The organism is Achromobacter sp. UMC46 (assembly GCF_014170335.1).
Classification (GTDB): Bacteria; Pseudomonadota; Gammaproteobacteria; order Burkholderiales; family Burkholderiaceae_B; genus Achromobacter.
Window position 1 is genome coordinate 1 of record NZ_LZZS01000041.1, and the last position, 22,809, is coordinate 22,809.

General features: G+C 63.3%; 30 protein-coding genes. 11 read left to right on the forward strand and 19 right to left on the reverse strand.

Annotated elements, in window-relative coordinates:
• On the forward strand, nucleotides 1-1,215 hold a 1,215-nt coding region (locus tag A9973_RS29950), incomplete at its 5' end, for an MFS transporter (RefSeq protein WP_255469345.1).
• Between the two features lie 26 nt (nucleotides 1,216-1,241).
• Here the strand turns inward: A9973_RS29950 and A9973_RS29955 are convergent.
• From A9973_RS29955 to A9973_RS29975, 5 genes are all read right to left on the reverse strand, one after another.
• Nucleotides 1,242-1,691 carry a hypothetical protein gene (locus tag A9973_RS29955; protein WP_255469346.1) on the reverse strand — a complete coding sequence of 150 codons (450 nt, stop codon included), beginning with the start codon at nucleotides 1,689-1,691 and terminating at the stop codon, nucleotides 1,242-1,244.
• Between the two features lie 45 nt (nucleotides 1,692-1,736).
• Nucleotides 1,737-2,399, reverse strand: coding sequence for a hypothetical protein (locus tag A9973_RS29960; protein ID WP_183017198.1), 663 nt, complete (start codon nucleotides 2,397-2,399; stop codon nucleotides 1,737-1,739).
• Between the two features lie 174 nt (nucleotides 2,400-2,573).
• Nucleotides 2,574-2,981 carry a RidA family protein gene (locus tag A9973_RS29965; protein ID WP_183017199.1) on the reverse strand — a complete coding sequence of 136 codons (408 nt, stop codon included), beginning with the start codon at nucleotides 2,979-2,981 and terminating at the stop codon, nucleotides 2,574-2,576.
• 81 nt (nucleotides 2,982-3,062) lie between these two features.
• The gene (locus A9973_RS29970; protein ID WP_183017200.1) at nucleotides 3,063-3,479 is read right to left on the reverse strand and encodes a VOC family protein; all 417 of its coding nucleotides are present in this window, start codon (nucleotides 3,477-3,479) and stop codon (nucleotides 3,063-3,065) included.
• Nucleotides 3,476-4,018 (reverse strand): helix-turn-helix transcriptional regulator, encoded by a 543-nt coding sequence (locus tag A9973_RS29975; protein ID WP_183017240.1) that lies wholly within the window; start codon nucleotides 4,016-4,018, stop codon nucleotides 3,476-3,478. Before A9973_RS29975 ends, A9973_RS29970 begins: the two co-directional genes overlap by 4 nt.
• A 452-nt stretch (nucleotides 4,019-4,470) precedes the next feature.
• Here A9973_RS29975 and A9973_RS29980 point away from each other — a divergent pair, with 452 nt between their 5' ends.
• Nucleotides 4,471-4,845: a glutathione S-transferase N-terminal domain-containing protein gene (locus A9973_RS29980; RefSeq protein ID WP_183017201.1), complete on the forward strand. Its 375-nt coding sequence runs from the start codon at nucleotides 4,471-4,473 to the stop codon at nucleotides 4,843-4,845.
• Between the two features lie 15 nt (nucleotides 4,846-4,860).
• Complete coding sequence (locus tag A9973_RS29985; protein ID WP_183017202.1) at nucleotides 4,861-5,283, forward strand: hypothetical protein; 423 nt, start codon at nucleotides 4,861-4,863, stop codon at nucleotides 5,281-5,283.
• Between the two features lie 39 nt (nucleotides 5,284-5,322).
• On the opposite strand, the gene A9973_RS29990 is transcribed toward A9973_RS29985, so the two are convergent.
• The 3 genes from A9973_RS29990 to A9973_RS30000 all read right to left on the reverse strand — a co-directional run bounded on the left by A9973_RS29990 (nucleotide 5,323) and on the right by A9973_RS30000 (nucleotide 7,000).
• Nucleotides 5,323-5,604 carry a hypothetical protein gene (locus tag A9973_RS29990; RefSeq protein WP_183017203.1) on the reverse strand — a complete coding sequence of 94 codons (282 nt, stop codon included), beginning with the start codon at nucleotides 5,602-5,604 and terminating at the stop codon, nucleotides 5,323-5,325.
• Complete coding sequence (locus A9973_RS29995) at nucleotides 5,595-6,056, reverse strand: mobile mystery protein A (protein ID WP_183017204.1); 462 nt, start codon at nucleotides 6,054-6,056, stop codon at nucleotides 5,595-5,597. The genes A9973_RS29990 and A9973_RS29995 overlap by 10 nt, the downstream gene beginning before the upstream one ends.
• A 329-nt stretch (nucleotides 6,057-6,385) precedes the next feature.
• Nucleotides 6,386-7,000 carry an ATP-binding cassette domain-containing protein gene (locus A9973_RS30000; protein WP_183017241.1) on the reverse strand — a complete coding sequence of 205 codons (615 nt, stop codon included), beginning with the start codon at nucleotides 6,998-7,000 and terminating at the stop codon, nucleotides 6,386-6,388.
• An 87-nt stretch (nucleotides 7,001-7,087) separates the two neighbouring features.
• Here A9973_RS30000 and A9973_RS30005 point away from each other — a divergent pair, with 87 nt between their 5' ends.
• The 4 genes from A9973_RS30005 (at nucleotide 7,088) to A9973_RS30020 (ending at nucleotide 9,484) form a co-directional block, all read left to right on the forward strand.
• Nucleotides 7,088-7,519: a hypothetical protein gene (locus tag A9973_RS30005; protein ID WP_183017205.1), complete on the forward strand. Its 432-nt coding sequence runs from the start codon at nucleotides 7,088-7,090 to the stop codon at nucleotides 7,517-7,519.
• A complete protein-coding gene (locus tag A9973_RS30010; protein WP_183017206.1) occupies nucleotides 7,519-8,169 on the forward strand; it encodes a hypothetical protein in 651 nt (216 codons plus the stop codon). The genes A9973_RS30005 and A9973_RS30010 overlap by 1 nt, the downstream gene beginning before the upstream one ends.
• A 10-nt stretch (nucleotides 8,170-8,179) precedes the next feature.
• A complete protein-coding gene (locus A9973_RS30015; RefSeq protein WP_183017207.1) occupies nucleotides 8,180-8,629 on the forward strand; it encodes a DUF6389 family protein in 450 nt (149 codons plus the stop codon).
• Nucleotides 8,630-8,791: 162 nt separating this feature from the next.
• Entirely contained in the window at nucleotides 8,792-9,484 is a 693-nt protein-coding gene (locus A9973_RS30020; RefSeq protein ID WP_183017208.1) for a hypothetical protein, read from the forward strand.
• An 81-nt stretch (nucleotides 9,485-9,565) separates the two neighbouring features.
• On the opposite strand, the gene A9973_RS30025 is transcribed toward A9973_RS30020, so the two are convergent.
• The 6 genes from A9973_RS30025 to A9973_RS30050 all read right to left on the reverse strand — a co-directional run bounded on the left by A9973_RS30025 (nucleotide 9,566) and on the right by A9973_RS30050 (nucleotide 12,787).
• Nucleotides 9,566-9,886, reverse strand: coding sequence for a hypothetical protein (locus A9973_RS30025; protein ID WP_183017209.1), 321 nt, complete (start codon nucleotides 9,884-9,886; stop codon nucleotides 9,566-9,568).
• Nucleotides 9,887-9,903: 17 nt separating this feature from the next.
• A complete protein-coding gene (locus A9973_RS30030; protein WP_183017210.1) occupies nucleotides 9,904-10,977 on the reverse strand; it encodes a hypothetical protein in 1,074 nt (357 codons plus the stop codon).
• 117 nt (nucleotides 10,978-11,094) lie between these two features.
• Nucleotides 11,095-11,628, reverse strand: a complete 534-nt coding sequence (locus A9973_RS30035) for a trans-aconitate 2-methyltransferase (RefSeq protein WP_255469347.1) — start codon at nucleotides 11,626-11,628, stop codon at nucleotides 11,095-11,097.
• Between the two features lie 202 nt (nucleotides 11,629-11,830).
• Nucleotides 11,831-11,971, reverse strand: coding sequence for a hypothetical protein (locus tag A9973_RS30040; RefSeq protein ID WP_370539550.1), 141 nt, complete (start codon nucleotides 11,969-11,971; stop codon nucleotides 11,831-11,833).
• 1 nt (nucleotide 11,972) lies between these two features.
• A complete protein-coding gene (locus A9973_RS31415) occupies nucleotides 11,973-12,308 on the reverse strand; it encodes a FecR/PupR family sigma factor regulator (RefSeq protein ID WP_370539551.1) in 336 nt (111 codons plus the stop codon).
• Nucleotides 12,197-12,787 carry a transposase gene (locus A9973_RS30050; RefSeq protein ID WP_183017212.1) on the reverse strand — a complete coding sequence of 197 codons (591 nt, stop codon included), beginning with the start codon at nucleotides 12,785-12,787 and terminating at the stop codon, nucleotides 12,197-12,199. Before A9973_RS30050 ends, A9973_RS31415 begins: the two co-directional genes overlap by 112 nt.
• 136 nt (nucleotides 12,788-12,923) lie before the next feature.
• Here A9973_RS30050 and A9973_RS30055 point away from each other — a divergent pair, with 136 nt between their 5' ends.
• On the forward strand, nucleotides 12,924-13,751 hold the full coding sequence (locus A9973_RS30055; RefSeq protein ID WP_183017213.1) for a hypothetical protein: 828 nt from the start codon (nucleotides 12,924-12,926) through the stop codon (nucleotides 13,749-13,751).
• A gap of 152 nt (nucleotides 13,752-13,903) precedes the next feature.
• Here A9973_RS30055 and A9973_RS30060 read toward each other — a convergent pair whose 3' ends face one another.
• Nucleotides 13,904-14,872 carry a tripartite tricarboxylate transporter substrate binding protein gene (locus A9973_RS30060; RefSeq protein ID WP_183017214.1) on the reverse strand — a complete coding sequence of 323 codons (969 nt, stop codon included), beginning with the start codon at nucleotides 14,870-14,872 and terminating at the stop codon, nucleotides 13,904-13,906.
• Nucleotides 14,873-14,884: 12 nt separating this feature from the next.
• Nucleotides 14,885-15,406 (reverse strand): GAF domain-containing protein, encoded by a 522-nt coding sequence (locus A9973_RS30065; protein WP_370539552.1) that lies wholly within the window; start codon nucleotides 15,404-15,406, stop codon nucleotides 14,885-14,887.
• A gap of 92 nt (nucleotides 15,407-15,498) precedes the next feature.
• Here A9973_RS30065 and A9973_RS30070 point away from each other — a divergent pair, with 92 nt between their 5' ends.
• Entirely contained in the window at nucleotides 15,499-16,464 is a 966-nt protein-coding gene (locus tag A9973_RS30070) for a LysR substrate-binding domain-containing protein (RefSeq protein ID WP_183017215.1), read from the forward strand.
• On the opposite strand, the gene A9973_RS30075 is transcribed toward A9973_RS30070, so the two are convergent.
• Both A9973_RS30075 and A9973_RS30080 read right to left on the reverse strand, forming a co-directional pair.
• Entirely contained in the window at nucleotides 16,457-17,647 is a 1,191-nt protein-coding gene (locus tag A9973_RS30075; protein WP_183017216.1) for a Xaa-Pro peptidase family protein, read from the reverse strand. The genes A9973_RS30070 and A9973_RS30075 overlap by 8 nt on opposite strands.
• 22 nt (nucleotides 17,648-17,669) lie before the next feature.
• The gene (locus A9973_RS30080; protein ID WP_255469349.1) at nucleotides 17,670-18,605 is read right to left on the reverse strand and encodes a tripartite tricarboxylate transporter substrate binding protein; all 936 of its coding nucleotides are present in this window, start codon (nucleotides 18,603-18,605) and stop codon (nucleotides 17,670-17,672) included.
• 377 nt (nucleotides 18,606-18,982) lie between these two features.
• Between A9973_RS30080 and A9973_RS30085 the strand changes: the two genes are divergently transcribed.
• Nucleotides 18,983-20,353: a Fic family protein gene (locus A9973_RS30085; RefSeq protein WP_183017217.1), complete on the forward strand. Its 1,371-nt coding sequence runs from the start codon at nucleotides 18,983-18,985 to the stop codon at nucleotides 20,351-20,353.
• Between the two features lie 74 nt (nucleotides 20,354-20,427).
• Here the strand turns inward: A9973_RS30085 and A9973_RS30090 are convergent, their stop codons facing one another.
• Nucleotides 20,428-21,621: an acetylornithine transaminase gene (locus A9973_RS30090; RefSeq protein WP_183017218.1), complete on the reverse strand. Its 1,194-nt coding sequence runs from the start codon at nucleotides 21,619-21,621 to the stop codon at nucleotides 20,428-20,430.
• A gap of 218 nt (nucleotides 21,622-21,839) precedes the next feature.
• On the opposite strand from A9973_RS30090, the gene A9973_RS30095 reads away from it, so the two are divergent.
• Nucleotides 21,840-22,805, forward strand: coding sequence for a tripartite tricarboxylate transporter substrate binding protein (locus A9973_RS30095; protein ID WP_183017219.1), 966 nt, complete (start codon nucleotides 21,840-21,842; stop codon nucleotides 22,803-22,805).
• Nucleotides 22,806-22,809: the final 4 nt, after the last annotated feature.

A 22,809-nucleotide genomic window follows, 5' to 3' on the forward strand; every position in this document is an offset into this window, starting at 1 on the left:
AGTCCGCTTTCCCGTCCCCCATTCCTGCATTTCCTGTTCGCGCGCATCAGCGCGTCGCTGGCCTTCCAGATCGTCTCGGTGGCGGTCGGCTGGCAGATCTATGCGCTGTCGGGCAGCGCGATCGACCTGGGGCTGATCGGCCTGGCGCAATTCCTGCCCATGGCGGCGCTGACGCTGGTGGTGGGGCACGTGGCCGACCGCTACGACCGCCGCAAGATCGTCGCCCTTTGCATGGCGCTGGAAACCCTGGCCACGCTGGTCCTGGCGATCGCGGCCCTGCACGGCGTGGGCGGCAAGACGCTGATCTACGCCACCATCATCATCATGAGTTCGGCGCGCGCCTTCGAAGCGCCGACCTTATCCACGCTGATTCCGGCCGTCGTGCCCCGCGAGTGGCTGCCGCGCGCGACCGCCTTGTCGTCCTCGGGCGGGCAGATCGCGCAGATCGCCGGCCCCGCGCTGGGCGGCATCGGCTACAGCCTGGGGGCCGGGTGGATCTATTGCGTGGCGGCGGCGCTGTACCTGACGGCCTTCGCGTCCATCGCCACGCTCGTCATCGACCGCGCCCCGCCGCGCAAGGAGCCGACCACGTGGCGCACGCTCTTCGCCGGCATCACCTTCATCTTCCAGCGCCGGCTGCTGCTGGGCACCCTGTCGCTGGACCTGTTCGCGGTGCTGCTTGGCGGGGCCACCGCCTTGCTGCCCATCTTCGCCAAAGACATCCTCAACGCCGGCCCCTGGGCGCTGGGCGCCTTGCGTGCCGCACCGGCCTGCGGAGCGGCGCTGATGTCGCTGACGCTGGCGCGATTGAGCCTGGGCGAAAACGTGGGCCGCCTGCTGTTCGGTTCGCTGATCCTGTTCGGGCTGGCGACGACCGTGTTCGGCCTGTCGACCTCGATTCCGCTGTCGGTGGGCGCGCTGGTCGTGCTGGGCGCCGCGGACTCGATCAGCGTCGTGGTGCGTTCATCGCTGGTGCAGTTGAATACGCCCGACCACATGCTGGGCCGGGTCAGCGCCGTGAACACCTTGTTCATCGGCGCGTCCAACCAGCTGGGCGAGTTCGAGTCCGGCGTGACCGCCGAACTGTTCGGGGCCGTGCCGGCGGTAGTGATCGGCGGCATGGGCACGATCGCCGTGGCCGGGTTGTGGATGCGGTGGTTCCCGGAATTGCGGAAGCTCAGGACCCTGCACGGGAACGAAACGGCGCCCACCTGAACGGGGTTTCTCGCGCATCGGTTTGATCAACGGCTGCGCTCGATCACTCTTCTGTTTCCCTCTTGGATGCACGTCAGCGTGCCCCGGTACTTTTTGCACAGGTCGTCCAGCAACGCGGTCGCGCAGGCGCCGCTGACCGGCTGGGAAATCATGACGCTATCCGCGTCGCCTTTCAATTGAATATCGGCGTTAGAGTTGCGGCGCAGGCCGTCTGCGATGGAACCCAGTGTCCGGGGGGCTCCGGTGAAGGCTTCCGCGTCCGGGGCGAATCGGCTGTTCAGCTGCCAATACGCCAGTCCCCACAGGGCGAGCCCCAGCAGGATGAGGAAAAGGCCCACGGGGCCTCTCAAGCGATATTTGTCGATCCACAACACCGCCGGCTGACCGGCCGTTGCAGGCGGTGGACGGACCAGCAGATACCCCCCCAGCACCAGGAAACCGATTCCCGCCCCGATAAGCAGGACCAGCATGGTCATGTCCAATCCAGGCAATTCCCGTATGCAACTCAGATCCATGGCCGGTCACCGTTTCGCGTTGGCAAAGAACAGCACCAGCAATTGCGACTGTTGTTGAAAATCCAGCTGCACGAAGCCCTGTCCGATCTCGAACTGGCTGTTGGGGCTCCACTTGATCGTTTGAGGCGCCTGCTTGCCGCGGAACACCGCGGAAATGACCTCGCTGTATTTTCTTGAGAACTCGACGATCTCGGCATCCATCTGCTTGACGGGCAGTTCCGCGCGGACAACGGCTTCGCGGAACAGGCTGGCCCGCGCCAGCACGGGCAGGGCAGCTTCAATGAACTTGCTGTCGGACAACGACGTCGTGTCGCCCGTTTGGGCAAATGCCAGGTAGCGGGCAAAGATTTCAGGCGCCAGGCGGAACTGCGCGCTGGAAGCATCCTGACCCAGCAGGGCATTGAGCACGGCAGGATTAGCCCCGGCCCCCGCAAAGCCGAATTCGCACTTGCGCCCGCCGCCATAGCGCTGGACGGTGCAGGTGCCATCGGTGCTGTAGGCCTCGTACTGCCCTGATGAGAATCTGCATTCGCAGAATTTTCCCGGCGCCTGAGGCGCCGCGGCCATGCCCGCCTGGCCGGCTCCTTGGGCCAGCACGGCGCCGCTGGACAGCGCAAGCGATGCACCGGCGGCAGCCAGGATTCGCAGGGGAAATCGGCATTGCGGCATGGATACACCTCGCCATGTCAGAGACCTGAACAGAAGTGGAGCTTGCCGCGACATTTGATACCAGGATGGCCGTGCCGGTGCCAGGATTAATCCAAAAAAACCGTGTGCACTGCGGCGGATGGTATCGGCGTTGCCTTTGTCTGACTCGTCCGGTGACGGGGCAGGATCAACGCGTCAGGCTGTACTAGCGGCCTTCGCAATCGCGGTGCACTTGATCTCGACCAGCAGCCCGGGTCGCGCAAGCTCGCTCACGCCGATGCACGTCCAGGCGCATCGGCCTCGCGGAAACGTCCTGTCCTTCACGGCCCGGAACACGTCCATATGGACGGCCATGTCGACATGGTATGTCGTCATGTCGACCACATCGTCGAACGTGCAGCCGGCCTCGGCGAGCACCACGCGCAGGTTTTCCCAGGCGGCGGCGAACTGCGCTTCCGGGTCCGCGATGACCTGCAGATCAGGCGTCCTGCCTACTTGCCCGGCGCAATAGACCGTGTGCCCGACCTTCACCGCAGGCGCGTAGCCGGCCCGGTCTGCAAGCGTCTTCATCGAATCGGGGAGGATGATCTGTCGGTCGGTCATGACAGGCTGAATTCCAATGGGGTGAGGCGTTGGATTTTAGCTAGCCTGAGGGGAACTGACCGACGCCCCGATTGCTGCCGCCTACGCCTTGCCGGTGGGCGCCTGAATCATCTTCCAGCCATTGCCGGCCGGGTCGCGGAAGCCGGCGTCCACGCTGCCATAGCGGTCCGTCGGCTCTTGCGTGAACTCCACACCCAGCGCCTTCAGTTTGGCGTAGCTGGCGCGGCAGTCAGACACCGATAGCACCAGCGGCGGCATGGCGCCTTTGGCGACCATCGCACGCAGGGTTTTCGCGGTGGCTTCGTCATGGACGGGCGGCCCCGGCGCGAACAAGCCAAGCTGAAGCCCAGGCTGCTCGGGGTGCTGGACCGTGAGCCAGCGGTACGGGCCATTGCGCACATCCGTGTGAATGCGGAATCCCAATTTGTCTACGTAGAACGCAAGCGCTTCGTCCTGATCGTCGACATACACGCCCATCACACTGATACCTTCGTTCATGGTTTCTCCTTGGTGGATGCCGCCAATTTATCCCTGGCGCTGCGGCGGCGCTTCTCCAAAACTGCGGTGCCCAGATCAGGGCGTTGCGCGGCTTTCAGCACGCAAGCGGGAACGCGGCCGAGTTCAACCGTCTTCGCCCGGACCTCGGCGCGCAGGGTGCTGGGGCTTGAGCCCGTAACGTCATGGAAAATGCGGCCGAACGTGCCCAGGCTTTGCCAGCCGGTCGAGAAAGCGATGTCGGTGATGCTGAGCTCGGTGTCGCGCAGCAACGAGACGGCCTGCTCGATCCGCCGCGTCAACAGATAGCGGTGCGGGGGCAGGCCAAACGCCCGCTTGAAGGAGCGCGCGAAATAGGCCTCCGAGACCCCGCTGACCTCGGCCAGGCGGCTGACCGGCCAGGCCTCGTGCGAGGCGGCATCCATGCGGTCTTTGGCGCGCAGCAACCGGCGCAGCAGGGCGGCATCCTGCAACGGCTCGGTGGCGGCCGGGTCCGAAGAGGATGCCGGCGGCTGGGCATGCGGAACGGCACGGGATCTCATGATGTCCGGCGTTGGCAAAGGGCGGAGTGTTCGAGTGTAGAGGACTGGCCCCCGCACAATCTCATCAGGCGTATGTACACGGGCATATTGGCCCTCGGCAGCTTGCTTGATGCTGTGCAGCAGTGCCGCTTCAAACTCGGCCATCTCAGCATCGGCTTTTTTAGGCATCAAGACTCTCCTTGATTTTGGTCAGAAATGAGGCCGGCAGGTCATCGAATCTGGCTTTGGCGTAAACAATCAACAACACCTCCGCTTACAAGCCCTGAGAACATTTCACCATCCGTAGCGAGGACTCGCGTCGCCATAACACGCACGGAAGTTGGAATCCGACGAACAGAAGGGTAGAGAACGCAATGTCTAGCGACCTGCAGCGGGTTCAAGAATGCGGGCGGCACCAACGTCCCGCAGGGAGTAGACTGACCGCCTTACTTTGCCTTTTCGAGTCCCTATCCATGATTGTTAAAGCCTTGCGTGTCGGCCTGGGTCAATTGATCGTCGCGGGCGACGCCCTGACGCGGCCGCGCCCGCAGAAGCGTTCGCCGCAAGGCCAGGCGGCCGTCAACAAAGACGCGGCCGCGCTCTCGCTGTACCAGTTCCACGCCTGCCCGTTTTGCGTCAAGACGCGCCGCGCCATGCATCGCCTGAACGTGCCGGTGGCCCTGCACGACGCCAAGGGCGATCCGCAGGCGCGCGAACAACTGCTGGCCGGCGGCGGCAAGGTGAAGGTGCCTTGCCTGCGCATCGAAGAGGCGGACGGCACGCGCTGGATGTACGAGTCCAACGAGATCATCGCGTATCTGGAAAAGCGCTTCGCCAACGTCGCCTGACAGGGGATTGCCAAGATGACCCGCCACGCCCGCCGACTGGCCCTCACGCTATGCGCGGCAGGCGTGCTGGCGGGTTGCGAACCTTCGCTTCCGCCGCCGCCGGCCGGATCAACGCTCACCGCCGAAACCATCGCCACGCGCGAAACGCCACCGCACCACCAGTTCAAAGGCGTGCTGGCCGGCAAGCCCATTCACTTGCTCGTCAATAACTGCAAGGTCTACAAGGTAGACGCTGCTGAAGGCGAGAATGTGAGCTGGACGCTGGTATTGGAAGGTGAGTTCTATCCGCTGCCCACGATATGCGTCAACCAATCACTGACCGAAGGCAAAGGCTTTATCACGGCCTTCATCGGGCGTCAGGCCTTCGGCGCAGGCGGGTGTTGCTCGGGCCAGCCCGAGTACCGTTCGAAAGACGGCATCAACTGGAAGCCGCACTGATTTCGGACGTTTCCCGAGCACAGCGCCCCGTCTCTTCGGTCAGCTACGAACGAATGCAAGCAGCGGCTGGTAGTCATTTTTGTCGGCAGCGCGCAGCCCCTCCAAATAGCAAGACCGGATTTGCGATGCGCTTACCAGACTACTGCCACCACAGGAGAATGGCGGCCGGGTTCGCTTCAACCAGCGCACCGCACGCAAGATGTTTTCCTGCTCCCAATCGTTCAATTCACCCTTGGTATTCAGGTGCTCGGGAATGAGTCCTGCCCTTTCGTCAGGATCCAGCGGTGTCTGGCCGTCCTGCTCGTCAAGGTCTAGCGCCATAAGTCGGACCATCTACCTCGCAGCAACTCCTCGGCCCGTCGTTCCACCTGCTTGCTACTGCGAGCTTCCGCCGGGCGCTGGTCTTCCAGGCTCATGGTGTGCACAACGCCATCAACCTCTTCAAGCGCAATGGCGCGAGCCCGCTCATGAACGACCTCCGTAAGGGGTCGCCGCGGTACCAAGGCATAGACAAGTTCGCAGTCGAGACCGTCGGCGAGTTTGCGCAAATGTCCAAGACTGATCCGCTCATCCGATTCCGCTTGTTCTGATTTGTGTAGCGTCGGCCCTGAGATCCCCAGGCGTTGCGCTTGTTGGCGCTGTGTGAGCCCCAGCGATTCGCGAATAAGCTTCAGCCAGCCGCGCGCAGGTGCTTTCCTCGCTACCAACGGGGAATACGCGGACAGGGATGCCTGCAATTGCTCCAGGCGCAGTTGATTCAGTTCTGGGGACATGGGCAAACCTATGGTCGGATTTTATCGACAAATGATAGCCCATAATGCAGCAAACCCCTGTTTTTTGCTTCCTTATAGTGCAGCAAAACATAGATATTTGCTGCACTATAAGGAAGCATAAAAAGGAAATATGCGCCGCAGAATATTAAGAAACCCACCTTACTGTGGCTTCGGCCACGCCAATGATTGAAGCTTAAGCTGCCAGAACGCGTTTTCGACAGCGAGAGCGATTGCCCGATGAGAATTGCAGACGAAGTGAAGGCAGTATTGGCAGCGGCCCGACAATCGGGCACCGTTCGGTTCGGCCGCAGCTGAGCACCGCGCCCCGGTCAGCGCAATTCAGCGACGTTGATCGCCTCAGCCTCGCACGCCTGCACCAGCTCGGGATCATGGCTGGCGAACAGCACCACGCGATCTTTGGCCCAGGCCTTGAACACCTCGGCCAGCACGGCGCGGCCCTGTGCATCGAACCCGTTGCTGGGTCCGTCTGCGATCACCACGGCCGGATCGCCCAAGGCGGCCGCCGTCACGAAGACCTTGCGGCGCGTACCCGTCGACATCTGTTCGAAGCGCTTGTCCAGATGCGGTTCCAGCCCCAATCGGTAAGCCAGATCAAGCACCGCATCGTCCACGGGAACCTGCTTTTCCGCAGCCACTTGCGCAAGCAAAGCGCGCCCTGTCATCGCTGGAAAGGCCAAACAATTGTCCGGCACATAAGCCAGGCGGGCACGGGCCTGCTGCGGCGCATGGGTCAGGGAATGCCCGTCGATCCAGACGTCTCCGGCATCCGGCGGGACGGCGCCCGCGATGATACCCAGCAAGCTGGATTTGCCGGTGCTGTCTTCTTCGCACAGCGCCACGCAGCCCGGGCCGAACGTGTGAGTCAGCCCCTGAAATACGAGATATTCGCCGTAGCGCTTGGTGAGATTGTCGATGCGTAGCATGCCGGAAGTGTACGCACGAACGCGGTCTGCGGCCAGATCCTGCATCCGGATTTTGGCGGTGTCCGATCAGGTATATTCGTCGCACCCATGACCCGAAAAATCAATCTGACGCCGATTCCGTGGCCCATCGGCGCAGCCAGTGCAGCGGCGATATTCGCCCTGATGTGGCTGCTTTCCAAGCCCAGCGTACAGCTCTTCGACGCCAGCCGGATATCGGTGATCAGCGTCTGGACGGGCGCGCTGGCCGCGCTTTGCCTGCTCTACATCAAGCGCTATGCGCTGGCGTTGTGGCTGCATGGCGCACTGGCCGCGTGCTTCTGGACCCGCATCTTCGCCGGCGCAGACCGCGAACGTGCACGGGCGTTCGGGCCGTATGGCCTGGGCGAGCAACTGCGCTGGATCATCACCGACGATCTCTTTCCGCTGTTCTGCATCGCTACGCTGACAAGCCTGATGTTGATCGTCGCCAGTATCGGCAGCGTGAAGCTGCATCGCCGGGCGAGCGGGGGGACGCCGTGATGCTTACGGGATTCACGTTCTATCACTACTGGATGGTGGCCGGTTACGCGCTGCTGTTCGTGGCGGTGCATTTGCTGCTGGTCTTGGCGGCGTTGCGCTATGCCGGCCGACGCACGCCCGCGTGGCCGTTTGGCGCGGTCGCCGCGATGCTGGCGGTGGCCATCGCCGGCTTGTCCTTCGGCAACATGCAGCGCAGCGACTTGGCGGCCGGGCTGGAGCAGCGCATCGGCCCGGAGTTGGGAGGCGTTTGCCGGCAAGCCGAACAACTGATCGCGGACAGGGGCGGCGACGCCTCGCCCGACGACGAACCGCTGCGCGAGAAAATCCGGCAGGCCCTGCGGTCCCACTTCTCACAAGCGGCTCGGAGCCGCTTTGAAGACGACCGGTTTGCCCCCGTATCCGTGGTGGAATCAGGACAGGATCCGAAATGGGGCGATCTGGTGATCGCGCTGCGAACGCATGGCGCGGGCCGCGACCCCGTGCATGTCGGTTGCTACAACCAGTACGAGCATCGCTACAGCGGCTTTTCCGGCGCCACCAAGCCGTACTGGCGCTGGGATGCCGACCCGATCCCGTTCGAGAACATCGTGTTTTTCCGTCAGGACCCGCGTGGCCAGCCTGGGGTGAGCTATGAGGCCGCGGGGCAATAAGGGGATGCAAATGAATCGGCAAGACTATCAAGCCGCGCTGCGGCGCGTGTTGGACCGGCATACCGACAACGCACAAGCGCGCTTGGCCGCGCTGATCGCGGCCCTGCCTGAAAGGGCCCGCGAGATTCACGTCGGCATCTTCCCCGACCAGGACGGCGAGGGCACGTTCTCGGTTGTCGTCAGCCTGGAAGGCCCCGACCTTTATGTGCTGAACAAGGCGGTGGATGCCCATCGGACCTTGTTCGACGTCCGGCACACCGCCACCGGCGTAACGCCGGCCGTGCCGACGTTCGCTCCCGATAGGGCCGGCTTTGTCGTGCAGGATGCCATCGTCGATACGGCGGCGGACTGGATCGAAGCGCTGTGGGCAAGCGTCGGGCGGGGCAAGTCGCCGTTGCCCGGACTGATCTATGGCGATGACGACGCCGGCACGTCGATGCCGCGCGAATTGCCTGTGTGAGGCAATCGCCAGCGCGCCGGCACGCCAAACAAGGACGAGGCCGCAGCTGGGGTATAAACGAAACCCGTCCGTTCAGAGCAAAGGAATCTCGTGTCGAGCAAACTCGGGGCAGGTCGCTTTTTCGCAGCGACAGCTGGCGTCATCCGGCAGCAGGGCCGGTCCATGTTGGCCGCCGCGCCGTGGTCGCTTGCGGTGTTCACGCTATCTCTGCCGTTCGCCTTGGCGGACACCCCGCTGTATCGGCTGGCGGATCTGGTGTTTGTCGCGCTGACGCTGATCAATCTGATCGCGTTCGCGCGCATGACGTTCGCCTGGCACAGGGTCGTCGTCCTGGGGAACGCCCCGCGCGACGCAACCGCACGCGGCGGCACCGCCGAGGCCAAACACCTCGTCCTGCTGGGCGCGATCGCCATCGCGGTCGGGGCCTTGGCGCGCGCCACCGGCAATCTGCCGTTTGTGGTCTACGTGCTGCTGAACGGCGCGGAAGACATCAGGTTTTGGGGCGCATTGATCGCGTCGGCGACGGTCATCTGGCTGCCGGTCCTGTACGCGCTTGCGACGTATGGGCTGAGCCTGCCGCGCGTCGCCGCGACCGGTGATTATGGCTTTGGCAACATCCGCGCGGCAATGCCCTACCCGCGTTGGCCGCTGATGCTCGTGCTGCTGGCGCTGGTCGTCGTGGCCGGTTTCACGGCGAGTGTGCTGTCCCCGCTGACGTACACATTCGTGACGGGCACTGATGTGGCCTATGCCGCGTTGGGCGTCGTGCTTTGTGTCCTGGCAACGTTCGTCGTGATGGCTATGTATGCGGTCGCGTATCGCGATTCAAAGGGCAGGGCGGGCGAAGGCGCGTAACGGTTTCGGGCCCGCGGCGGCCAGATCAGCTTTCCTGGCTTTCTCTACGCAGTGTGCAAGGTCCGCAACAGGCGCCTTGCGTCATTGCCCGGCTGCGCCATGGAAGCACTCCCAAGCGGCCTCCTCGATGCCCTGAATCACGGTGCCGTCTTCATCCGTGATCGTGAACGCCTGCTGGCTGTCCCCGATGCTGGCCTCCCCGTCCAGACCCAGCAGCAGCGCGTACATCGTGTCTTTAACCACGGTGTCGAGGACGCCCTGCATCTGAACGGATTGCTCGGCAGACAGCCCCATTTCCCGGACCTTGGCGGCGACCTCGCTGGCCGCCTCCGGCGCCGTGAAGGCGGCCAGCAGCTCGGCCCTTAGCGCATTCCAGTTGGCGACAAATTCCTTTGCGTCCATTCCTCACCTTTCGAATCCTAGTCCGTCCCCACGGCCCGGATCTGGTTCGGCGTCGCCTCGGACGCCGGCTTGTAGTACAGCGTGGGCGCCCGGTACTTAAGGTCGCGCAGCGCTGCCTCCAGCTCGGGCAAATTGAAGCTGCCCGCGCCGGGCGCCTGCCGGAAATCTTCCAGGCTGGCAGGCAGGCGCGTCAACGTCAGCGAATCCATCGTGCAGGTGGGGCCGAGGGACGTGTCTTCGCACGAATCCGGCGTCATGACCGGCTGGTCGACAGGCAACACGAATCCATCCGTCAGCACCGCTTCCCCCGCTTCGAGCGTGATCGCGGCGATCGGCGAGAAAGTCAGTTCGGCTTCGATGCCGGGCGCCGGCACGGCGTCCGCCTCTCCCGCATTGAAGGCGATCTCGCCGTTGATCCGCCAGTACACCTCGCGCGCTGCCTCGTCGCAACCGCCGCCCGCCCGCAACATCACCTCGCAGCCCTTGCCCAGGCCGTCGTCGTCCTCTTGCCCGGTTTTCGCTTGAGGCGCGGTCATCTTGAATTCGCGGTCCACCGTGTAATCCAGCGTCGCGATGCCGATCTTCTTCAGCCGCTCCATGGCGCTCTGCGGCGGCACCGTTTCGGGCAATTCGGTACGAGGCTGATGATAAGTAATGCGGTTGAGCCGGTATTCACCCGGCCACACCGGAATCACCTGATACAGCAGCTTGCCGCGCACCGTCTGGAACTGCGGCCCGGGGTCCGTCGGTTTCAGCTTGTGGTCCCCCGCGCCGGCGCTGATCGCGGTGTCCTTTTCCGACTTGTGGTTCCAGCGCATGAACGTGCTGCGCTGACGCACGAAGCGGTCGCGCGTCGCGTCGTCATTGAAATCACGCGGGGGCTCGGCGTCCAGGTTCAGGGTCGGAATCACCAGCAACGCCATTCCCTCCTGCCGCGCATTACCCAGCAATCCGTCCACGTTCACGCGATGACGCTCCACCAGCGCCGCGGTGCGCCCGGCGAAATCCGGTGCGGCGGGCTGGGCAAGCGCCAGCGATGGGGTGAAAAGGGCGATCAGGCAAACGCGGACAAGCGGGGGGAAAAACGGCATCGTTCTGGGTTCCTGTTTCCGAGGCGGGAAGGAACGGGGCATTGCAAGAGGCAGGGCCAGGCAATACCCCGGCGGGGAAAGGCGGGGCCATGATATCGCGTCAGCAGCGCCTCTTCCTTAACAGCCGGTCTGCGTGGCCAGCCACACCGTCGCGCCGCCGCACGCCGGATCTTCCTGCTGATGCCGAACCACCGAGAATCCGTTTTCCGCCAGTAGTTGGCGATATTCGCAAGCATCCAGACTGCCGTGATAAAGCGGCTTGCCTTCAAACGTCCCAATGGCTTCGCCCAACGCCGTGCCACTGGTGAACATCAACACCGCGCCCGGCGCGGCCAGGCGCCGAAAGATGGGGAACATCAGCCGCTGATCCTCGGGCCGAAGGTGGAAAAAGCTGTGCCAGGCGATCAATCCATGAAACGGTCCGATGCCAGCCAACTGCCGCATGTCGGCGGCGATCCAATGATGGTCGGGAAACGACGCCTTGGCCCGGGACAGCAGCGGCAACGAGGTATCGATGCCGGTGATGCGGCAGCCGTTCTCGATCAGATGACGGGCGATGGGAACGCCAGTGCCGCAACCTACATCCAGCACTTGCGGATGGGGGACGGCAAGCCGTTCCAGGAAGGCGGTCAGCCAGGCGCGCTCGATCAATTCTGTAATCCGCAGCGCCGCAAACGCCGCAGCATGCGCTTGGTACAGGGCAATCACGTCGTCAGCGGGAGAGGAGGGCATGTCAGGACTCTGGCAATGGGGATGCAGACATCTTAAAAGATGCGCATCACACCCGTCCTCTTGGGCAACGCCAGAGGACCAGGCGGCACCTCATGCCGCCTGCCCCTTGTTGCCCAGGCGTTCAGAACCGCCCGCGCAACGTCAACATCATGTTGCGCGGCGCGCCGTAGTTGTTGCGGTTCTCGACATAGCCCGGATACTCGTAATACACCTTGTCGAACAGATTGTTCACGTTCAACGCCGCCGTCCAATTCGACGTCACGTCATACGCGACCCGGGTGTTCCACACGCTGTAAGAAGGCCGGCGCCTGCAAACGCTCCCATACCAACGCATGCGCCGGCTGCACCCGCAGCCAGGCATCGAACGCCTGCCACGCCGACGCATCCGCCGTGTTGTATTGCAGCTTAACGAATACCGGCCCAAGCCTGGTATTCGTCCCGCATGCCCGCCGGAGCGGGCGGGTCTTTGTCTTTGGGCGGGCGCCTACTACTGCAACGACGCCGGCGCGTCGTGCAACATGCCGCAAGGGTCCGCATCCGCGCCGCAAGCCCGCGCCTGCTCTAGCAAGGCGTCCGCCAAGGTCCCCGAGTGATCGCACAAGCCTCCCACCCCGCCATCAGCGCCGCCATGCGCGCATGGCGATTGCCGCACCCAATCGTAATAGCCACTGCGACTGACGTGCAGTGCTTTGCATAGCCGCGCTACGCGGAACTGCTGCTGATGAGCTTGCACAAAGGCGTACCTCACGGCAGTTCCCGCGCAAAGTACGCTGCCGCTTTTTTTAAAGATGTCGCGCTCTTCCTTAACCTGCTCCAACTCGCGCTTGAGGCGCTGGATCTCGGTCTGTTCGTCGCTGCTAGTTCGGCCTTTATCGGGGAAAGAAATATCAGGCCCGTGTGTGGCGAGCTCCCTCATCCATCGGTAAATAATCGAGCGCTTCACACCCAGCATCAACGCCAGTTGGGTGCCAATAACCTGGCCTTGCTCCAACTGGCGAACCGCCTCGACCTTGAACTCGCGGCTTTGGTGCTGGCGCTTGTCGCCGGTCGCACTGCTATCGGGCTTGGATTTATCCATGGGACACCTCGTTCAAGTATTGTCTACTTCTTCGGGCGTCCGGAAAACCCGGGCTAGCTCAGACTAAAATTTGGTGAATGACTCGTGCTCAATGCATCCCCGATGCAATCAAGGCCTACCACTTCTGAGAACACGCATGCCTTACCCGATGCATATCCTGGTCAACGACTTTGCGATCAGAAGCTTCCGCGATACCGCAGACAAGGACTACGTCACTGCGCGAATGGCCTACCGAGCGCGGCTGATTCAGCCGTTCCTGTGGTCTGCCCTGCACAGCCTTGAGAAATACGTCAAAGGCATTTTGGTACTCAATCGACTGAAGGCCCATATGGGCCACAGCGCAACTCCTGGCATCGAGAAAATGAAGCAGCAGGGAAAGTTCGAACTCGATCTCAGTGCCGATACACTCCAGTTCATCAAGGATCTCGAGGACTACGGGGCAGCGCGTCGATATTACGAGGTCTCATACAACATCCAGCCGTTCGATATTGTTCGATTCGACCGTGCAGTTTGGGAACTCCGAAGGTACTGTCAGCCACTGGACTATGGCATCGTCGACATAAGCGGCAAGACCGTGGGCTCGCTGACGCATGAACTTGACCGCATTCACAGTGCGAAGGCAATTCACGCCAAGGGGACATGCATCATAGGAGGCGTCTTAGAGAAGATCATCGAACAGAAGGGCCACCCAGCGCGTGGCGCATTAGTCTGGAACAATCTTTTCTTTGGACCGTCACGACGCAAGAGAGTAAAGATGCGACCGGACTGGGAGGCCGGTAACTCACCGTTCTTCCTACATCCTGAGATCATCGACGAGGTGATCAAATATGTCTACATCCCTAAGGACATCGCCGAAGGTGTGCGCCAATTCGCGAAAGAGAACGCAGCCGGCCAGACAAAAACAGAACTGGATGCAAAGAAGGTATCGAAGCCCGCGGCCAAACCATCGGAAAGAACGAACTGAAGAGACGCCCGAGCGATTCCTTCAGAGGAGAAGGTGTCGAACTACAACTCGAGCCGTTCGGCAATTTAAACAGTAGTCTTGCACTCTTATCTCTTACGATCGCAGGTGGAGTTAGGTTGGGCCCCGCGAAACGCAGGCCCACCACAAATCCATCAATTCGGCTTCAAATCAATATCCCGAGCCACCGTCCCCAGAAGCTCATAGTCCGTGCGAGCCCGTTCAGTGGCCTGCTGCGACGTATTCCCGACGATCACCCAGCCCAACTCCTTCAACTTGCGCTGCATCTCGGCATCCTTAAGGCTGGCGACCACCGCACCCTGTATCTTTTCAACAACCGCAGGCGGTGTGTCCTTGGGCGCAGCCAGACCAAACCACCCGGTCGGAACCAGCCCCGTGATGCCCAATTCCTTGGCAGTGGGTACCTGGGGATACCCTTCAAACCGATAATCGCTGGTGACGAACAGCGCGGTGGTTTTACCCGACGTGACGTACGGAATTTGCGAGGCGGCGTTGTCCATCATCGAATCCACGTGCCCGCCCAGGATGTCGTTGACGGCGGGCGCGGCCCCCTTATAGCCCAGGATGCTCAGATTCACCCCCGCCAGCTTGGCGAAGGCCGCCTGCGTCAGGTGCGCTTGGGTGCCAAGCCCGGCGTTCGCCGAAGAAAGGCCACCGGGCTTCGTGCTGCTTAACGCCTTGAACGCCGCGTAATCCTGCGCCGGAAACTGCTTGCCCACGACAAACACGAACGGGACTTCCACGGCGATCGAGATCTGCGCCAGGTCCTCGACGGGGTTGTAGCGCAGCTTGTAGATGTGCGGATTGACCGCGATGGTGCCGCTTGCGCTGAGCAGCAGCGTATAGCCGTCGGGTGCGGCGCGCACGACGTGCTCGGTGGCGATCGAGCCGCCCGCGCCGGGTTTGCCGTCGACGATCACGGGTTGCCCCAGGCGCTTGGACATCGCTTCTGCCAGCAGGCGGGTCATCGTGTCCGACGCCGATCCCGGCGCATAGGGATAGATGATCGTGATCGGTTTGGCGGGGTAGGCGTCGGCGGCGTGAGCCGGCGTCAGCCCCACCGACAGGAGCAATGCAGTAATAGCGGTGCCAAGGCGTGTCATCGTTTTCTCTCCCTACGGGCGGGTGGTATGAATGATCTTTTGAATGATGGGAATAGCCATCGCGGCGTACCCGCTCAGTTCGGGCAGCATGTCCTGCCGATACCAGCCGGACTCGTGCAGCAGGTTCAGCGATGCGATGGTCTGCCCGTCCCATCGGACGGGCACATTCACGGCGCTCTCGCAGCCGAGTGAATGGATGAGTTCATGGTCTGGAAATGCGCGCGCGCATTCTGCGCGGTCGACGCAGATTCGCGCCTTTCCCTCAAGCACGACCGTGGCGTAGAACTCGCTGTTTTCGCGGATGGGCTTGGCGCCGCCTGGCGGGTAGGCCTCGGGCTGGCTTGAAAAATACCGCAGGCTCTGCTCCGCCTCTCGGTCCAGCACCAACACCGTGAACAGCCGATAGCCGATCCGCGCGGCCAGCGCGCGGGCCAGCGCCTGCAGTCCGCGTTCGGGTTGGGGTGCTGCGGCCAGGGCCTGCGCCATGTCGCTTAGCGCCCGCGTCTGGGCCATGTTTTCTGTTGCGTTCGTCACGGCTTGCCCTCATCTATCGGGAAAGGCATTTTGGCTGCCATTGGCCATAAGGCGCTAATGAATAAAGCTGAGAGATCCATTACCATTTCCGCATGGACGCCACCTCGATCGACCCGCCCTGGACCCGCCGGCTCAAGCTTCGCCACCTGCAAGTGCTGGCCGCCTTGGAAAGCGCGCGCAGCGTCACCGGTGCCGCCAAAGCCATGCACATGACGCAGCCCGCGCTCTCGCACTGGCTGAGCGACATGGAAGACCTGGTGGGCACGCCGCTGTTCCTGCGTGGCCGGTCGCTTGAACTGACGGAGGCCGGGGGTGCGCTCTGGCGCTACGCGTGCCGAGTTCTGGGCGACACCGCGCGCACTGGCGAGGAAATCGAAGCGGTCAAGGGTGGCGTGGCAGGACATCTGCATATCGGCACCATTCTTTCTGCGGCGCCGGTCTTGTTGCCACGCGCCATTGCCGCGCTGCACCAGCGTTCGCCCAATGTGCAGATTGAACTGGTCGAGGGCTTGCTTGAACCGCTGATTGAACGCGTGGAACGCCGCGAGATCGACCTCATCATCGGGCCGTTGGACGTGCGCGCCAGCCGCTCCGGCCTGTGCACCGAATGGCTGATGACCGACACTTTCAGCGTGGTGGCCAGGCGCGGGCATCCGCTGGCGGAACTGGATGCGCCCTGCTGGGAGGACACGCAGCGTTATCCGTGGATCCTGCCGCCGCTAGGCACGCTGTCGCGCTCACGGCTGGATCAGGCCGTGGTGGATGCGGGCATGCCGCCCCCGAAGCCGTCCGTCGAGACCAGTTCGCTGGTTGCGCTGTTGTCGATGCTGCAAGACCGTGATTACATCGCCACCTTGGCGAGTTCCGTCGCGCACATGTACGAACGGCTTCAGCTCATCAGCATCGTGCGCGCGCCGTCCCGCCTGGAGTTCGGCCCCATCGGCATGTTGTGGGCGGCCGACTCGCCCAGCATCGTGCTGCCGGCCTTGCGTGAAACGCTGCGCCAGGAGGCTCAGGGCACCTCCCAGGGCAGCCCCGCCAACGACGCGGCTACTTGACCGTCGCGTACTCGAGCGTCTTGGGCGTGTGGGTCAGCACGCGTGGCGTGCTCCCCACCACGACCGTGTCATCCAGGCGGAAGCCGCCGATGCCATAGGCGTAGATGCCCGGTTCCGCCGAATACACCTCGTTGTCCAGCAAGGGGCGTTGGTTGAAGGCCATGTCTTCCGGGTATTCGTGGTGAATGATGCCCACGGCATGCCCGGTGCGATGGCGGATGAAGTCCGCGTACCCGGCCTTCTCGATCTCGGCCTGCGCGGCCGCGTCGATCGCGCAGACGGGGTTGCCGGTGCGCGCGGCGGCAATGGCCGCCTCGTTCGCCGCCTTGGCCGCGGACCACAGCCGCACCTGCTCGGACGAAGGCGTGCCGCAGAACCACGTGCGCTCGTTCTCGATCGTCAGGCCGTTCAAGCGCGGAATGACGATGTTCACCAGCACGTCGCCTTCCTTGATCCGCGCGCCGCATGATGCGCCATCGCCATGCGGCGAGGCCGACGCGGGGCCGCTTAGGGTCCAGCAGCGGATCACCTCGAAGTGCTCGCCCGGAAAGCGCTCGGCAGCCTCCTGCACGAACAGCGACGCCATTGCGAAGTCCAGCTCCTGCACCAGTCGGCCGGGCCGGATGTTCTCGCGGTAGCGGTCCTGAATCCAATCAGAGATGGACGCGGCGGCCGCCATCACGGCCAGCTCTTCGTCGTGCTTCTGCCAACGCAGTGCGCGGCACTCGGGCGTCGCGTTGCGCAAGACGACGTCGGGCAGGAAGCGCGCCAACTGCGCCAGCACCGGGCTGCCACCTTCGACGGCGATGCGCGACCGCGCAAGGCCAGCGGCCTTCAACCTGGCCGCCAGCAGCTCGGGCAATTGCGTAATCAAGGGCAGCCGGTTCTGCACGCGCGGATGCTCGGCGTAATAGCTGATGTCGGTGATCCAGACCTTGCCCTGTTCCTGCGAGAACTGCATGTGATGCGTGGACAGTTCGTTCATGACCAGGAAGGGCGTGCCGTTGCGCGGCACGACCGCAAAGATCGGCCGTTCCCAGGGCAAGACGTCGGTGTGGAAATTGGTGGCGAACTGGAAGAAATCCGCCGACGTGAAGATGACGGCATCGACGGCCAGGTCGTCCATCATGGACGTCATCTTGTCGAATCGGTAATGCCAGACAGCCTGGGTGAGTTTGGGCATGGTGTGTCCTTTGTCGTGGTGTTCAGTCGTTGCTCAAGCCCAGCTGGCGAATCAGCGGGCCCCATGTAGCGCTATCGCGCGCGGTCCATTCGGCCACGGTCTCGGGCGACGAGGGCAGGGGCTCAAGCTGAAGCTCCTGCAGGCGCGCCTTGACCGCGGGGTCGTCGAAGAAGCGCCGGGTCTCGGCGTTGAGCCGCGCGATGGCCTGCGGCGGCGTGCCCTTGGGCGCAACCAGCGCATACCAGCCCGGCATCGGAAAATCCTTGAAGCCCAGTTCGGCCAGCGTCGGCACGTCCGGCACGCTTGCCGCGCGCTTGTTGCCCACCACAGCCAATGGAACGACCTTGCCTGCATTGGCCTGCACGGCGCCCGTGTTCAGCACATCGGCCATCACCTGGGTCTGGTTGGCCATCACGCTGGTCAGCCCGGCGGCCGCGCCGTTGTACGGAACATGCGTGAGCTTCATGCCCGTCTTCTGCGCCAGCATCTCCACGACCAGATGCGTGGAATTACCCTTGCCCGCCGACGCGAAATTCAACGACTCGGGTTCGGCCTTGGCGCGAGCGACCAGTTCGTTCAACGAACGGATACCCGTCTGCGTACCGGCGACGAGCAGGAAGGGCGTATTCACCAACAGGCTGACACCGTCGAAATCCCGCGCCGGCTGATACGGCATGTTCTTGTACATATGCGGGTTGAAGGCCAGGTAGGACACCCCGCTGACCAGCACGGTATATCCATCGGCCGGCTGCTTGGCCACGTAACTGGATGCCAGGATGCCGTTGGCGCCCGGCCGGTTCTCAACCACCACCGGTGTCTTAAGCTGCCGTGCAAGGTAGTCCGCCCATAAGCGGCCGATCACATCCGTGCCGCCGCCGGCGGCCTGCGGCACGACCAGCTTGATGGGCTTATCCGGATAGTCTGCGGTGGCGCCTGTGCTGACGCCTGTGAAAAGCAAGAGCGCGATCCCTGCCGCTACGCAGCGGGTGCGTCCCAGTACTGTCCTCAACATGTCATCCCCATGAATCATCAAATGCGTCGCGAATGGACGGCGGCTTTTGGAGCCTGCAGGAGGATTATGGGGAGATCATCCATGCACGCCTAATGAATAAAACTGAGGTTTCCATAAGCGTTTTTGCATGGAGAAATGCTGCGGCCGTAGCGGTGCGACCGTGCAGGCGCTACGGCGACCGAGGGTCGCCAAGCGATGCTGGCTGCAGATCGCGTCGAGAATCAGCTCAGAATCAGACCGTTTCAGCTCATCCGGCTTTGGAATCAGCTCAATATTGAGCTGATTCCTGATAAATTGAGCTGATTCAGTCACCGCCAACGCCCATGACCACCCGCGAACACATCCTCCAGCTGCTCCGCGCCCAACATCAGGAGAATCTGCCCTGGCTGAGTTCCAGCGAATTGGCCTACCGAACCCATGCCAGCTGGTCCACGGTAAAGCGCCAGCTGGACGCGCTGCGCAAGGCCGGCCTGGTACTGCGCGAAGGGCAGGGCCGGGCAACGCGCTACGGGGTCGCGGATCAGGCACCCGCCTGGGCATCCGCCACGACCCACGTCGCCACGCGGCTGGCGGAACCGACGCCTGACATCGGCGCAATGATCTGGTCCGAACAGGGGGTGAAATTGCTGGCCCATCTTCGGCAACCGCTAGCATCGCGCGCACCGGTGGGCTATCAGCGCAGCTTCGTGGACAACTACATCCCGAACCAGAGCTCCCTATTGCCTCCTGCTTTGGCCCAGACCTTGGCCGACGAAGGCTGCATGCAGGGCCAGCAACCTGCCGGCACTTACGCACGCCGCGTGCTGGAACCGCTGTTGCTGGATCTGTCTTGGTCGTCCTCGCGGCTGGAAGGCAATCGGTATTCGCTGCTGGCCACGCAAGAACTGTTCAAGCGCGGCGCGGCGGGAACTGATCTGGACGCGGTCATGCTGCTTAACCACAAGGCCGCCATCGAGTTCATGATCGATGCGGTGCCCTTGCACGGCCTCACGTCCGCCGTTATCGGCAACCTCCACGCGATCCTGATGCAGCACCTGTTGCCCAACACCAAAAGCCTGGGTCATATCCGCCAGACCGTGATCAACATCGGCGGCACGACCTATCTGCCCATCCAGGCGCCCGCGCTGCTGCAGGAAATTTTCGATCACATCGTGGAGAAAGCGCGGCTGATCAAGAACCCCGTGGAAGCGGCATTCTTTCTCTGGGTAAACCTTGCCTATCTGCAGCCATTCGAGGACGGCAACAAGCGTACCAGCCGCCTGTCGGCCAACATTCCGCTGATGCTCTACAACTGCGCGCCGCTGTCATTCCTGGACGTGGAGGCTCAAGACTATGCCTACGCCATGATGGGCGTCTACGAACGCGGCGATGTGACGCTGGCGGTGGACCTGTTCGCGTGGTCCTATCGGCGCTCGATCCGAAAGTACGCCATTCAGCTCGACGCGGCGGGTGTGCCGGATCCCCTTCGCCTGCGCTTCCGGGAGAAGCTGAACGAAGCGATCAGCCGGGTGGTGCGCGCACGGCAGACGGCCGATGCGGCGGTAGCGGCGCTGGCCTTATCGGAGGACGATGCGCATGTGTTGCGTCCGATGTTGGCGGAGGAGTTGCTCTTGCTGGATCTGTACAACTGCGCCCGGTACCGGTTGCCGATGGAACAGGTGCAGGAGTGGCTTGAGGCGGGACGGCCGCGGTAGCGTCACCTGAATAATGAAAAAAGGCTGCGGTTCACACCGCAGCCCCTTTTCAACAGACTACCGATCGAATGAAATCACGCCTTGCGCGCCTGCGCGATCAGCTTGTCCAGTTCGCTCAGCATCAGGTCGATTTCTTCGGCCGTCACGTTCAGCGCCGGCATGAAGCGCAGCAAATTCGGGCGCGGTGCGTTCAGCAGCAGGCCTTGCGGTTCCAGCTTGCGGGCGGCTTCGACAATCGCCGGACCATCATCGCGATCCATGACCAGCGCGCGCAGCAAACCCAGCCCACGCTCGCCCTTCATGCCGTACTTGGCCGACAGCGCCAAGAGGCCTTCGGACAGCTGCTTGGAACGCGCATTGACGGCGTCCATGAAGCCCGGGGCGGCCAGTGCGTCGAACACGGCCACGCCCACGGCGGTGGTCAGCGGGTTGCCGTTGTAGGTACCGCCCTGGTCGCCGTGCGTGAACACGCAGGCGTCCTGGCGCGCCAGCAGGGCGGCCAGCGGCACGCCGCCGCCGATGCCCTTGGCCAGCGTCATGATGTCGGGGATGACGTCGGAATGCTGGTAGGCGAACATCTTGCCGGTGCGGCCCATGCCGGTCTGCACTTCGTCGACGATCAGCAGCAGCTGGTTTTCATCGGCGAGCTTGCGCAGGCCCTGCATGAATTCCTTGGTCGCCGGGATCACGCCGCCTTCGCCTTGCACCGGTTCCAGCATGATGGCGACGGTCTTGTCGTCGATCAGTGCGCGCACCGATTCCAGGTCGTTCAGTTCGGCCTTGGGGAAGCCTTCCACTTGCGGGGCGAACATCTTGTCCCAGCCCGGCTTGCCCGACGCGGACATCGTGGCCAGCGTGCGGCCGTGGAAGCCGTGGTTCATCGTGATGATCTTGTAGGCGCCGTTCTTCTTGACCTGGCCCCACTTGCGCGCCAGCTTGATGGCGCCTTCGTTGGCTTCGCCGCCGCTGTTGGCGAAGAAGACGCGGTCAAAGCAGGACGCGCCGGTCAGGCGTTGGGCCAGCTCGATCGACGGGATGTTGTAGAACGCCGGCGACGGGTTCATCAGCTTTTGCGACTGTTCCACCAGCGCGCGCTGCATTTCCAGCGCGGAGTGGCCCAGCGTGTTCACCGCCCAGCCCTGCACGAAGTCCAGGTATCGCTTGCCCGCGTGATCCTCCAGCCAGGATCCCTTGCCGCTCACGAACACGAGGTCCGGGCGGGAGGTGATCTCCATGAGGGTGTTGACGTTGAACTGGCTGAATTCCATGGCGGTTCCTGCGGGGTAAAAGGACAGGGATGAAGGGGAAACTTCAAGGGGGGAAGCGCGAAAACGCAAATGTAGCACCGACAGAGGGATGCTATCGTGACGCACCCCCCGCCGATCCGCCCCGGGCCGCCTCAAAAGGGCCGACTGCTCGGGCGCTCTATTTTATGCAAGTGGCGCGCCCCTGCGCGCCGCCCGACGTCGCTTTTTACTGACCAATCATGAAACGTATCCTTTCCAGTCTTGCCGCCGGCCTGGCGCTGGCGGCGGCCGGCGCCCCGGCGCATGCCGAGTACCCCGAACGCCCCATCCGCCTGATCGTGCCGTTCCCGCCCGGGCAGGCCACCGACATCTTCGCCCGCGCCCTGGCTGAAAAGCTGGGCGCCGCCGTCAAGCAGCCCATCGTGGTGGAAAACCGCGCAGGCGCCGGCAGCAACATCGGCATGGAACAAGCCGCGCGCGCCACGCCCGACGGCTACACGCTGGTCATCGCGGGCAGTGCCTCCGCGGTCAACCAGACGCTGTACAAGACCATCAACTACAGCCTGACCAAGGATTTCGCGCCTGTGTCGGGCGTGTTCTCGGTGCCGCTGATGTTCCTGGCCACGCCGGCGTCCGGCATCACCTCGCTTAAGCAATTGGTGACGCAAGCGCGCGCCAATCCGGGTGAACTGGCCTACGCCAGCGCCGGCATCGGCGGCACGCAGCACCTGTCGGCCGAGATGTTCAAGGCCGCGGCCGATATCGACATCCGCCACATCCCCTACAAGGGCAGCGGCCCGGCCCAGGCCGATTTCCTGGGCCACCAGGTGCCGTTGATGGTGGATTCCGTCACGGCCGGCCTGCCGCACGTGCAAAGCAAGAAGGCCGTGGCGCTGGCCGTGACCACGGCCAAACGCCTGCCGCAATTGCCGGACGTGCCGACCGTGGCCGAGTCCGGCTACCCCGGCTTCGAGGCCATCGGCTGGGCCGCCGTGCTGGCCCCGCGCGACACGCCGCCGGCCATCACCAACTACCTCAGCCAGCAGATCGGCCATGCGCTGGGCACACCGGAAATGCAGAAGTTCCTGCGTGACCGCGGCGCCGAACCCATGCCGCTGACGCCCGAGGCGACCGGCACGTTCATCGCCAGCGAAGTCGACAAGTGGGGCAAAGCCGTCAAGCAGTCCGGCGCCCAGGTGGACTAAAGAT